General features: G+C 56.6%; 12 protein-coding genes. 11 read left to right on the top strand and 1 reads right to left on the bottom strand.

Features of this window, described 5'->3' with window-relative positions; all coding sequences use genetic code 11:
• Positions 1-96: 96 nt before the first annotated feature.
• Genes ribF through ispH form a run of 5 tightly spaced genes read left to right on the top strand, consistent with a single transcriptional unit; the run spans position 97 to position 5,852 of the window.
• Positions 97-1,047, top strand: coding sequence for a bifunctional riboflavin kinase/FAD synthetase (gene ribF, locus Q6A51_RS19515; RefSeq protein WP_201006344.1), 951 nt, complete (start codon positions 97-99; stop codon positions 1,045-1,047).
• Positions 1,044-3,875: an isoleucine--tRNA ligase gene (ileS, locus tag Q6A51_RS19520; RefSeq protein WP_304575514.1), complete on the top strand. Its 2,832-nt coding sequence runs from the start codon at positions 1,044-1,046 to the stop codon at positions 3,873-3,875. The genes ribF and ileS overlap by 4 nt, the downstream gene beginning before the upstream one ends.
• On the top strand, positions 3,868-4,386 hold the full coding sequence (gene lspA / locus Q6A51_RS19525; protein ID WP_304575515.1) for a signal peptidase II: 519 nt from the start codon (positions 3,868-3,870) through the stop codon (positions 4,384-4,386). The genes ileS and lspA overlap by 8 nt, the downstream gene beginning before the upstream one ends.
• Positions 4,379-4,846, top strand: coding sequence for an FKBP-type peptidyl-prolyl cis-trans isomerase (locus Q6A51_RS19530; protein ID WP_201006338.1), 468 nt, complete (start codon positions 4,379-4,381; stop codon positions 4,844-4,846). Before lspA ends, Q6A51_RS19530 begins: the two co-directional genes overlap by 8 nt.
• 58 nt (positions 4,847-4,904) lie before the next feature.
• Positions 4,905-5,852 carry a 4-hydroxy-3-methylbut-2-enyl diphosphate reductase gene (ispH, locus tag Q6A51_RS19535; protein WP_201018727.1) on the top strand — a complete coding sequence of 316 codons (948 nt, stop codon included), beginning with the start codon at positions 4,905-4,907 and terminating at the stop codon, positions 5,850-5,852.
• A 2-nt stretch (positions 5,853-5,854) separates the two neighbouring features.
• Here ispH and Q6A51_RS19540 read toward each other — a convergent pair whose 3' ends face one another.
• Complete coding sequence (locus Q6A51_RS19540; protein ID WP_201018728.1) at positions 5,855-6,355, bottom strand: GspH/FimT family pseudopilin; 501 nt, start codon at positions 6,353-6,355, stop codon at positions 5,855-5,857.
• A gap of 132 nt (positions 6,356-6,487) precedes the next feature.
• Here Q6A51_RS19540 and Q6A51_RS19545 point away from each other — a divergent pair, with 132 nt between their 5' ends.
• The 6 genes from Q6A51_RS19545 to Q6A51_RS19570 are packed head-to-tail and all read left to right on the top strand — an operon-like array spanning position 6,488 to position 12,313.
• Entirely contained in the window at positions 6,488-6,976 is a 489-nt protein-coding gene (locus Q6A51_RS19545; RefSeq protein WP_201018729.1) for a GspH/FimT family pseudopilin, read from the top strand.
• Positions 6,976-7,491, top strand: coding sequence for a type IV pilus modification protein PilV (pilV, locus tag Q6A51_RS19550; RefSeq protein ID WP_201018730.1), 516 nt, complete (start codon positions 6,976-6,978; stop codon positions 7,489-7,491). Before Q6A51_RS19545 ends, pilV begins: the two co-directional genes overlap by 1 nt.
• Entirely contained in the window at positions 7,488-8,192 is a 705-nt protein-coding gene (locus Q6A51_RS19555; protein ID WP_201018731.1) for a PilW family protein, read from the top strand. Before pilV ends, Q6A51_RS19555 begins: the two co-directional genes overlap by 4 nt.
• The gene (locus Q6A51_RS19560) at positions 8,161-8,706 is read left to right on the top strand and encodes a pilus assembly PilX family protein (RefSeq protein WP_374005046.1); all 546 of its coding nucleotides are present in this window, start codon (positions 8,161-8,163) and stop codon (positions 8,704-8,706) included. The genes Q6A51_RS19555 and Q6A51_RS19560 overlap by 32 nt, the downstream gene beginning before the upstream one ends.
• Positions 8,693-11,899, top strand: a complete 3,207-nt coding sequence (locus Q6A51_RS19565) for a pilus assembly protein (protein WP_304575516.1) — start codon at positions 8,693-8,695, stop codon at positions 11,897-11,899. Before Q6A51_RS19560 ends, Q6A51_RS19565 begins: the two co-directional genes overlap by 14 nt.
• A gap of 12 nt (positions 11,900-11,911) precedes the next feature.
• Positions 11,912-12,313, top strand: a complete 402-nt coding sequence (locus Q6A51_RS19570) for a type IV pilin protein (protein WP_201006326.1) — start codon at positions 11,912-11,914, stop codon at positions 12,311-12,313.
• Positions 12,314-12,325: the final 12 nt, after the last annotated feature.

The raw sequence follows: 12,325 nt of genomic DNA on the forward strand, positions 1-12,325 counted from the left end.
TGCGACCCGGCAGCTGTTGTCTGGTCTTGGCATGCTGCCTGTCGTCCGGGACCGTGTGTGGTTATAATCGGCCACTTTATGAGCAAGAAGTGCGTTATGCAGCTGGTTAGAGGTCTCCACAACCTGCACCCCTTGCATCGGGGCTGCGTCGCCACGATTGGCAACTTCGACGGTGTTCACCGCGGTCATCAGGCTATTCTGGTGCGTCTGCGTGAACGTGCTGTCGAGTTGGGCGTGCCCAGCTGCGTGGTCATTTTCGAGCCGCAGCCGCGGGAGTTTTTCGCCCCTGACACCGCTCCTGCGCGTCTGGCAAGGTTGCGTGACAAGCTTGAGCTGCTGAGCGCCGAAGGTGTTGACCGGGTCTTGTGCCTGTCATTCAACCAGCGACTGAGCAAACTGAGCGCTGCCAGCTTCGTCGAGACCATTCTGGTCGACGGGCTGGGCGTGCAGCATCTTGAGGTAGGCGACGATTTCCGGTTCGGTTGCGACCGCATCGGCGACTTCGACTTCCTGCAACAAGCCGGTAATGCCCATGGTTTTACCGTAGAAGCGGCGCAGACCGTTGAAATAGATGGTGTCCGGGTCAGCAGCACAAAGGTGCGTAATGCGCTGGCTGTCGCGGATTTTGCCCTGGCCGAGCGTTTGCTCGGTCGCCCGTACCAGATTACCGGACGGGTTCTGCATGGCCAGAAGCTGGCACGCCAGTTGGGTACGCCCACGGCCAATGTGCAACTCAAGCGTCGTCGTGTGCCGTTGAGCGGGGTTTACCTGGTCAGTACGAACATCGATGGCAAAGCCTGGCCGGGAGTCGCCAATATCGGTGTGCGCCCGACCGTGGCAGGTGATGGCAGTGCCCACCTTGAGGTACATCTTCTGGATTTTGCCGGTGATATCTATGGCCGGCGTTTGACGGTGGCTTTCCACCACAAGCTGCGTGATGAGCAGCGTTTTGCCTCTCTGGAGGCGCTCAAGACGGCGATCAATGCGGACGTCGCCGCCGCCCGTGCCCATTGGCATGGTCAACCGCTAACCAAGAGCCTGAAATGACCGACTATAAAGCCACGCTAAACCTTCCGGACACCGCCTTCCCGATGAAGGCCGGCCTGCCCCAGCGCGAGCCGCAAACTCTGCAGCGCTGGGACAGCATTGGCCTGTACCAGAAGCTGCGCGAAATTGGCAAGGATCGTCCAAAGTTCGTTCTGCACGACGGCCCTCCTTACGCCAACGGCAATATTCACATCGGTCACGCCGTCAACAAGATTCTCAAGGACATGATTGTGCGCTCCAAGACCCTGTCGGGCTTCGATGCGCCTTATGTTCCGGGCTGGGATTGCCACGGTTTGCCGATCGAGCACAAGGTCGAGGTCACTCACGGCAAGAATCTGTCCGCCGACAAGACCCGTGAACTGTGCCGCGCTTATGCCGCCGAGCAGGTCGAAGGTCAGAAGGCCGAGTTCATCCGCCTGGGTGTGCTGGGCGACTGGGACAATCCGTACCTCACCATGAACTTCGCCAACGAAGCCGGCGAAATCCGTGCGCTGGCCGAAATGGTCAAGGGTGGTTTCGTGTTCAAGGGCCTCAAGCCCGTGAACTGGTGCTTCGATTGCGGCTCGGCCCTGGCTGAAGCGGAAGTCGAGTATCAGGACAAGAAGTCCTCGACCATCGACGTCGCATTCCCGGTTGCGGATGAAGCGAAACTGGCCGAGGCCTTCGGCCTGGCTTCGCTGGCTAAACCAGCCGCTATCGTGATCTGGACTACCACGCCGTGGACCATCCCGGCCAACCAGGCGCTGAACGTCCATCCAGAGTTCACCTACGCGCTGGTCGATGTGGGTGACAGGCTGCTGGTTCTGGCTGAAGAACTGGTCGAGTCCTGCCTGACACGTTACAAGCTGGAAGGCTCGGTCATCGCGACCACTGTCGGCCAGAAGCTTGAGCTGATCAACTTCCGTCATCCGTTCTATGACCGTCTGTCGCCGCTCTACGTGGCTGGCTACGTCGAGCTGAGCGCGGGTACCGGCGTGGTTCACAGTGCTCCAGCCTATGGCATGGACGACTTCAATATCTGCAAGCAGTACGGGATGAGCAACGATGACATCCTGAGCCCGGTGCAGAGCAACGGCGTGTATGTCGAGTCTCTGGAGTTCTTTGGTGGCCAGTTCATCTTCAAGGCCAACCAGAACATCATCGACAAGCTGGCCGAAGTCGGCAATCTGCTGCACACCGAAACCATCACTCACAGCTACATGCACTGCTGGCGCCACAAATCGCCGCTGGTCTACCGCGCCACTGCGCAGTGGTTCGTCGGCATGGACAAGCAGCCTGTCGCGGGCGGCACCCTGCGTGAGCGCGCAGTCAAGGCTATCGAAGACACCACGTTCGTACCGGCCTGGGGGCAGGCGCGTCTTCACTCCATGATCGCCAACCGCCCTGACTGGTGTATCTCTCGTCAGCGTAACTGGGGCGTGCCAATCCCGTTCTTCCTGCACAAGGAAAGCGGTGAGCTGCATCCACGTACCGTCGAGTTGATGGAAGAAGTCGCTCAGCGTGTCGAGAAAGAGGGCATCGAAGCCTGGTTCAAGCTGGATGCTGCCGAGCTGCTGGGCGATGAAGCTCCGAAGTACGACAAGATCTCCGACACACTGGACGTCTGGTTCGATTCCGGCACCACCCACTGGCACGTCCTGCGTGGCTCGCACTCCATGGGCCACGAAACCGGCCCGCGTGCGGACCTGTATCTGGAAGGTTCCGACCAGCATCGTGGCTGGTTCCATTCCTCGCTGCTGACTGGCTGTGCCATCGACGATCACGCTCCGTACCGTGAGCTGTTGACCCACGGTTTCACCGTTGACGAAAACGGCCGCAAGATGTCCAAGTCGCTGGGTAATGTCATCGCGCCACAGAAGGTCAACGACACTCTGGGTGCCGACATCATGCGCCTGTGGGTTTCGGCCACTGACTATTCCGGTGAGATGGCGGTTTCCGATCAGATCCTGCAGCGCAGCGCAGACGCCTATCGGCGGATTCGCAACACTGCTCGCTTCCTGCTCTCGAACCTGTCCGGTTTCAATCCGGCCACTGACCTGCTGCCGGCCGAAGACATGCTGGCGCTGGATCGCTGGGCTGTGGATCGCACCTTGCTGCTGCAACGCGAGCTGCAAGAGCATTACGGCGAGTACCGCTTCTGGAACGTCTACTCGAAGATCCACAACTTCTGCGTGCAGGAGTTGGGTGGCTTCTATCTGGACATCATCAAGGACCGTCAGTACACCACGGCTCCTGACAGCAAGGCACGCCGTTCCTGCCAGACTGCGCTGTTCCACATCTCCGAGGCGCTGGTGCGCTGGATCGCTCCGATCCTGGCGTTCACGGCCGACGAGCTGTGGCAGTTCCTGCCGGGCGAGCGCAACGAGTCCGTGATGCTCAACACTTGGTACGAAGGCCTGAGCGAAATGCCTGAGGGCTTCGAGCTGGACCGCGCCTACTGGGAGCGGATCATGGCGGTGAAGACTTCGGTCAACAAGGAAATGGAAAACCTGCGCGCTGCCAAAGCCATCGGCGGCAACCTGCAGGCTGAAGTGACCCTGTATGCGGAGGATTCGCTGGTTGCCGATCTGTCGAAGCTCGGCAACGAGCTGCGTTTCGTGCTGATCACCTCCACAGCCAGTGTTGCGCCTCTGTTGTCGGCACCTGCCGATGCCGTGGTGACCGAGGTTGCAGGCCTGAAGCTGAAAGTGGTCAAGTCCGGTCATGCGAAGTGCGCCCGTTGCTGGCATCACCGTGAAGACGTTGGCGTGAACCCTGAGCATCCGGAAATCTGCGGTCGTTGCGTGGACAACATCAGCGGCGCTGGCGAGGTTCGTCACTATGCCTAATCCAGGCGCTACGGGCCGTTTCGGTCGTTTGGGCTGGTTGTGGTTGAGCCTGTTGGTCCTGATCGTAGATCAGGCCAGCAAGTATTACTTCGAGAACCGGCTGGAGATGTACGACCAGATCGTTATCATCCCCGATTACTTCAGTTGGACCCTGGCCTATAACACCGGGGCTGCCTTCAGTTTTCTGGCCGATGGCGCCGGTTGGCAGCGCTGGTTGTTTGCCCTGATTGCGATTGTTGTCAGTGCCGTGCTGGTCGTGTGGCTCAAGCGGCTTGGCCGTGATGACACCTGGCTGGCAATTGCCCTGGCATTGGTCCTGGGGGGCGCTATCGGCAATCTCTATGACCGTGTCGTGCTTGGCCATGTCATCGACTTCATTCTGGTTCACTGGCAAAACCGTTGGTACTTCCCGGCTTTCAACGTAGCCGACAGCGCAATCAGCGTCGGCGCCGTCATGCTTGCTGTGGATATGTTCAAGAGCAAGAAAGAAGGAGAGCCCGCTAATGGCTGAACAGTCATCGGCTCAAGGCGAGCTGCGCATCGGTCAAAATACGCAAGTCACCTTGCACTTTGCCTTGCATCTGGAAAACGGCGACACCGTCGACAGCACCTTCGACAAGGCTCCGGCTACGTTCAAGGTGGGTGATGGCAATCTGTTGCCTGGTTTTGAGGCCGCCATCTTCGGCTTCAAGGCTGGCGATAGAAAGACCGTCCAGGTGCCGCCAGAGAATGCCTTTGGTCAGCCCAACCCGCAAAATGTGCAGATCATCCCGCGTTCGCAGTTCCAGGACATGGAGCTGTCCGAAGGATTGCTGGTGATCTTCAACGATGCGGCCAATACTGAACTGCCGGGCGTGGTGAAGAAGTTCGATGATGAGCAGGTCACCATCGATTTCAACCATCCTCTGGCTGGCAAGACACTAAACTTTGAAGTGCAAATCTTCGAGGTCAAGGCGATTCTGGCTTCCTGAGCCAGATACCAAGCCCGGTTTCGGCCGGGCTGCTCCGCACGTAAATACGAGGCACAGCATGCAAATCAAACTCGCCAACCCCCGCGGCTTCTGCGCTGGTGTGGACCGCGCGATCGAAATCGTCAATCGCGCCCTGGAAGTGTTTGGTCCGCCGATTTATGTGCGTCATGAAGTCGTTCATAACAAATTCGTCGTCGAAGACCTGCGCGCTCGTGGTGCGATCTTTGTCGAAGAGCTGGAACAGGTGCCCGATGACGTCATCGTCATCTTCAGTGCCCACGGTGTTTCCCAGGCCGTGCGCGCCGAGGCGGCAGGTCGCGGCTTGAAGGTATTCGATGCAACCTGTCCGCTGGTGACCAAGGTGCATATCGAAGTGGCCCGTTACAGTCGTGATGGCCGTGAGTGCATTCTGATCGGTCATGAAGGCCATCCTGAAGTCGAAGGCACCATGGGGCAGTACGACGCCAGCAATGGCGGTGCGATTTACCTGGTGGAAGACGAAGAGGATGTCGCCAACTTGCAGGTGCGCAACCCGGATGCATTGGCCTTTGTGACACAGACAACCTTGTCCATGGACGATACCAGTCGGGTGATTGACGCCCTGCGCTCGCGTTTCCCTGCCATTGGCGGGCCGCGCAAGGACGATATCTGCTACGCCACGCAAAACCGTCAGGATGCGGTCAAGCAACTGGCCGATGAATGCGATGTGGTTCTGGTGGTGGGTAGCCCGAACAGCTCCAACTCCAACCGCTTGCGCGAACTGGCCGAACGCATGTCGACACCGGCCTATCTGATTGACGGTGCCGAAGATATGCAGCGCAGCTGGTTCGACGGTATCGAACGCATCGGTATCACTGCGGGTGCTTCTGCGCCGGAAGTGCTGGTGCGCGGCGTGATCCAGCAATTGCAGGCCTGGGGCGCGACCGGTGCCGATGAACTGGCGGGCCGCGAAGAGAACATCACGTTCTCCGTTCCCAAGGAACTGCGGGTCAAGTCTCTGCCTTGAGGTCAGGCACACAGATCTGTCGGTATCTTTTCATCCTCGACCCTGACTCTGCCGGTAATGGCCACTATCACGCGATAGTGGCTGACGGGCTGATCACGGACGCAGACGTGAAAGGTGCCGTTGGCAGCCTTCTTGAGACCTCCTAGTCCTGTGAAGCTGATGTACTGCGCAATCTTGCTGTTGCCGATAATGCGCGTTTTTCCATCGATTGCCCGTTCGACCAGCACGGTATCTTCATCATCCGGTCCGTTGCCTTTGGTGTCGGTGATGATTCGCCAACCGTTGCTCCAGTTGCCTTCAATGGCATGCAGGGTCACCACCTGATTGCGGGTGATGGCCGCAACCCGTGCGGAGCGTATGCCGCTGGCGAGTTCCAGTGCTGCAACCTGTCTTCGATTGGCATCGATCAGGTCTGTAAAGGTCGGGCTGGCGACATTGGCAAGAATGGCCACGAGGGCAACCACGATCAGTAGCTCGATTAATGTGAATCCTGCATGCTTCATTGTTTTCCCTCCCTGGAAAACCTTGTTCCAAACGCCATCCGGGCATTCGTCATCGCAAAACAACCGTATATCCTGCTAGAGATTTTCAGGCATCGCTGCTGCCTTATAGTCGTAACGTCTAGGAGACACCCAATGCGTTATATGTCCAAGGGCTTCAGCCTCATTGAATTGTTAGTCACTGTGTCTGTGGTGGCGATCGTGGCTGCTATCGCTGTTCCGAGCTTTACCAGCTCCATCCAGAACAACAAGGTCGATACCGAGGTCAACGATTTGCAGCGGGCGCTCAACTATGCGCGTCTTGAGGCGATAAACCGGGGTGTGACGATACGTATTGCGCCAACCAGCGGGGCTGACTGGAAGACCGAGTTGCAGGTCTATCTGGCTTCCGATACTTCCGCGACACCGACTGCATTGCGCAAGGTTGCGGCCATGAGCAGTGGAGCAACCCTGACTGCTGTAAACGTCACGACTGGCGCTAGTGTTACGGCGCTCGAGTTCAATAACCTGGGTGCGCTGTATGCTCCAACCTCGGCGGTGACGATGACCTACACGCGGGGCTCGCTTACCAGGAACATTAATATTTGTTTGACGGGCCGGATCATTCTGGGCGGAACTTGCTGATGCGTTATGAAACCCGACATCGCCAGACAGGCATGACATTGATCGAAGTACTGGTGTCGGTCCTGATACTCGCCATTGGCCTGCTGGGTGCCGCTGCGATTCAGCTCAATGCTCTCAAGTACACCGACAGCTCGACCATGACCAGCCAGGCGAGCTTCATTGCCTACGACATGATGGACCGCATTCGGGCGAATGTGGATGGCAATGCGGTCTCCAACGGCACCACCAACGTGCTGTCGACCTATGCTCTGGCGAATCTGGCTGCGGCCCCGACGGCCAATGCGAACAGGGCCAGGGATCAGGACCTTTACGATTTCAAGACCAATATCACCAATTTTGCGGGCTCCACGGCCACCGCCAGCATCGATGTCAGCGGCGCGCCGGCCGTCACCATCACCATCACCTGGGACGATACGCGGGCTGCAAGTTCCAGCACCGTTGCATCCGGCGGAACTGCCTCGGGTAACACCATGCAGACCTTTACCCTGACCTCACGTATCGGGGTGAACCCATGAAGAAGTCATCCCGAGGCTTTGGCCTGATCGAGATCATGGTGGCGCTGGTGCTGGGGCTGGTGGTCAGCATGGGCATCATTCAGATATTCACCGCTTCCAGAGGCACGTTCCTGACCCAGAATGCTTCGGCCCGCATGCAGGAAGATGCGCGCTTCGTGCTGAGCAAGCTGGTGCAGGAAATCCGTATGACCGGGATGTATGGCTGCCTGGGGTTCAGCAACTATGTGCCTGTGTCTCCGGCCATTGCATGGCCTGCTGCACTCGATAACCCCATTCTGTGGGATAACGCCAACAACACCTTGACTCTGGTGACTTCCGATATCGGTACAACCGGCAGTTCACCTACCTGGACAATCATTTCCGACTGCCAGACCTTTTCCCAGCTTTACGCTGGTGCAAGAACGCCTTTGGCAGGGCAAACGGCGTTCCCGATGCGCCAGCTGGTCTACACACTCACTGGCCAGAACCTGACCATCAAATACGGCACAGCCGGGGCTGCCCAGCCGCTGTTGCAAAACGTCAGTGCCTTCTCGGTTTCATTTGGCATGGCGGGTAACCCCATGACCTACACCTCGACGATTTCGGCTGCCAGTGCGCCCGACATACGCAGCGTTCGTATCAGCCTGACCCTGCAAGACCCGGACGGGCGTGTCAAAAACCAGCAGTACAATGTGGTTGCCTACCTGCGCAATCGCTTTTAAAGGGCCGTATGCAATGAAGACAAAGCGGTTTTGCATCATGCCGACATTCCCGGCCCGACAATCCGGGATGGTGTTGCTGGTCAGTCTGGTATTCCTGTTGCTGCTGACATTACTGGGGATTTCCTCCATGCAGAACGCCACCTTGCAGGAGAAGATGTCGGGCAGCGTCGCGGTGCGCAATCAGTCTTTTCAGAAAGCCGAAGCGGTATTGCGACTGGGTGAGTCGTCGATCCAGATGGTGGGTTTCACTTCGACCAGATGCAACAGTACTGCGACATGCGCTCCGCCTGCTGAATCCACCACACTCACGGCGGCGGGCACGAATGGTTCGTCAGGGGTGAACTGGCTCGCCGCGGCTGGCGGTTTTTATGGAGTCCAGAACCTGGGAACCACGACCAACCCCATAAAACGTCCGCCGACCTGTACAGGCACCGTTACGCTTTACCGTGTCACGGCAGTCGCCATTCAAGGCACATCGAGAACGGTGCTGGAGAGTATTTATGCCAATTGCTAAGACACTTCGACGTGGATTGAAGTATGTATATGGTGCTTTGGCTGCGCTTTATCTGTCGGCTCCGGTTTATGCGTTTACTCCGGCGCAGGTGCCATTGCTGAGTTCGCCTGCGGTTGCGCCGAACGTGATGTTGATGGTGGATAATTCCGGAAGTATGTACAACATTATCTGGGCGTCGGGTTTTGATTCTACTGTGACGAACAGACCTGCAATAACCTATTTACAGTTATATGGTTGCTTTTTTTCAGTGTGCAGCAGAGCTGTGGATATTCAGGGAGATGATACGCTCATTTTGAGTTCAGCAGGTGCGGGGGGGTGTGGGGGTAATTATACATACCTCGTACGTAATAATGTCGCTTACTGCCTTTTGTTGCCTGATCCTGCGGGGGATGCAAACGAAAGCTCTACTCGGTATACAGCGGATTATCTTTCTTATCTGATTGATCTGACGCGAGCAAATAATACGACTGTCAGGAACTTTACAATCAATAATGTCATTCCTAATGACTATCGTATGAATGTTGCGCGGAATGTCTCCTTGAATCTGGTTGCCAATAACAAATCCCTCAGGATTGGCCTGGCTACCTTTAACCCTCCAGCTGGAACGGATCCGGGGCCTGGCGGCCGGATTTCCAGGGTAGTCACGGATCTTTCTCCGGTTCCTGTGACGACGTATAACACTACGGGAGTTTCACAGGATCAGGCAAACCGTAACGTAGATGCTCTTAATACGGCAATCAGAGCGTTGAGGGGGGATTCTAATACTCCACTGGCGGAAACATACTATGAAATAACACGCTATTTCCGTGGTATGACTCCTTATTCTAGTTACAGTGGTGCTCCGTCAACCTATACGAGCCCTATTCAATATCGCTGCCAAAAAAACTTTGGGGTGGTTGTCACCGATGGTTTGCCTACCTATGATAGAAATTTGCCCACTGATGATCCTGATGATGTAGCCAATACGACTCGATCATTGCCGAACTGGGATTTGAATGCGGCCAATGACGGAACGAATCCTAGAAGTGGTGATGGTGAGGGCGATGCTCTTTATCTGGATGATGTCGCACAGTTTGCGTATGACATCGATATGCGAAAGGCGACCAGCACTCCGTCGACAGACCTGACCGGAAGAAGCTGGGATAATGATGGTTTCACGCTGCAGAATATGAGCACTTACACCATTGGATTTACAGCGGCGAACCAGATGCTTATTGATGCCGCTGATAGTGCCCATGGGCGTGGCAAGTATTTTCAGACCAACGACAGTGCAGGCTTGAATACTGCACTGAACCTTGCCTTGAGTGATATCTATGCCAAGGCCGGTTCCGGAGGTGGTGGTACTTCAAGCTCTTCTACACTTCAGGCGGGTACGCAGTTTTATCAAACACTTTATGATCCGACTGACTGGCATGGAACCATAAGGGCCTACGATCTCAATGCCACGACCGGTGCTTTGGGCACGCCTGTCTGGACGACAGATACCACGATTGTCAGCGGCTCTACTGCACCTGTTTTCGAGTCATGGAGTACGGGAGCCATCCCCTCGAGAATCACGTTGGAATACGCCAACTTCAGCCCGGCACAGCAGCTTGCATTCAACTCGACCTTGCCAACAGGAGTCACGGGACCGGAGGTCATTGCTTGGGCCAAAGGAACCGCGAACTCCAAGCTGCGCACCCGTACCCGGCTCTTGGGCGATACCATCAACTCGTCATTGGGGGCGGGTTTACCCACCGAAAAGACAGCTGCCGATCTGGTAGGGGACACCACTTACACTACCTACCTAGCCAACAAGGCCAGTAATATGACCTACAGCCTTCTGGCCAATGCCAACGATGGTTTCTTCAACGTCATCAATGCCAGGAACGGAGTACGGCGATACGCCTATATGCCTTCCACGTCGCTGTCGTCCCTTGCAACCATTTCGGCAACCAACTACGGCTCCGGGGTTCACAGGTTCACGGTTGATGGCCAGATTGCAGTTTTCGATACTCAATTATCGGCGGGCTCGGCATGGCGTACAGTCGCTTTCTCCGGTCTTGGGGCGGGCGGCAAGGCATTCTTCGCAATCAAACTCTTTGAAGGCACAAACAATACCCCCGAGGCGCTTTGGGAGGTCAAGGCTCCTGATACCTCCGATACCAATAACAGATTCAATAACCTTGGCTACTCCTACTCCAAGCCAGACGTAGCGCGGATGGCTGATGGAACCGGGATCGTAGTCGTGGGCAATGGCTACGGCAGTTTTACCGGAAGGGCTTCGCTGTATGTACTGAATGCCAATACCGGCGCATTCATTACGGAAATCCAGACGCCGCTTGTCGTCAGTGGTGAGACAGACAACGGCCTGTCCTCGGTCAAGCTGCGGGTCAACTCGCAGAACGTCGTTCAGGCCGCTTATGCCGGGGATCTCAAGGGCCGCATGTGGAAGTTCGACATGAGTGGTGCGGCGGCTTCCAGCTGGCGGGTCGCCTTCAATGGTTCACCACTGTTCACTGCGCCAAGGGGGGCCAACCAGCCGATTACCGTTCAGCCGCTGCTGCTGGATCATCCACTCAACGGCAAACTGGTGTATTTCGGTACTGGTAAATTCAGTGAGGCCACTGACAAGCAGACCAGTGCCTTGCAGGACTTCTATGCCATCTGGGATGCCGAGTCGGGCAATATCGTTGAAGGCAACCTGCAAGCCCAGGCGATCACGGGCTCGGTGACCGGCAATGGCTACACTTACTTCACGTCCACCAGCAACGATGTGGACTGGGTTGTCAAAAAAGGCTGGTATCTGCCACTGGCAACCGCTGCGCCTTATCTGGGCGAGCGGATCATCTATCCTGCACAGACTTCCCGTGGCCGTATCATTTTCACCACAGCGTCGGTGAACTCCACCGATCCTTGTGAAAGTACGGGGACCGGGCGTCTTTTCGAGCTGGATCCCGCTACGGGCGGCATGCTCAATTACCAGGTGCTCGATACCAACGGTGACAACGATATAACCAGTGGCGACACGATTGTGGCCGGGCTTGGCATCGGTACGGGGATTCCTGTGGTTGCTTCCATCGTTGCTGGCACCAATGGCAACAACGATAACAAATACCTGATCGACTCCAGCGGCGGAACACCGATCAAGCTGCTTGAGAAAGGCGGGAGTGCCAACGTCTTCCAACGCATCATGTGGCGACAAATTCAGTAGGGAAGGTGATTCATGCGAGCAGTATCCAAAGGCTTTACCTTGATCGAACTCATGATCGTCGTTGCGATTGTCGGTATTCTGGCGGCTGTTGCTTACCCCAGTTATGTCGAATACACGAAGCGCAGCCAGCGCTCGGCCATTGCCAGCCTGCTTTCGGAGCAGACTCAGGCGCTTGAGCGTTTCTTTTCAAGAAATGGCACCTACGTCGGAGCAACAGGATTGAGTACCGGCAATAGTTATTACGGTATTGGCTCGGTCCTCAATGCCGCAGACTTCACCTTGACCGCCAGCCCTGTCGCTGGCTCGCTCATGAACGGCGACAAGTGCGGCAGCTTTGTCATCAAGAACACCGGGGCAATCAGCAATACAGGCGCCACCAGCGGCGTGACAACCAAGGACTGCTGGGGGCGTTAACTCCTTTTTCTT

Origin of the sequence: Pseudomonas serbiensis, assembly GCF_030580745.1 — a bacterium.
Taxonomy (GTDB): Bacteria; Pseudomonadota; Gammaproteobacteria; order Pseudomonadales; family Pseudomonadaceae; genus Aquipseudomonas; species Aquipseudomonas serbiensis.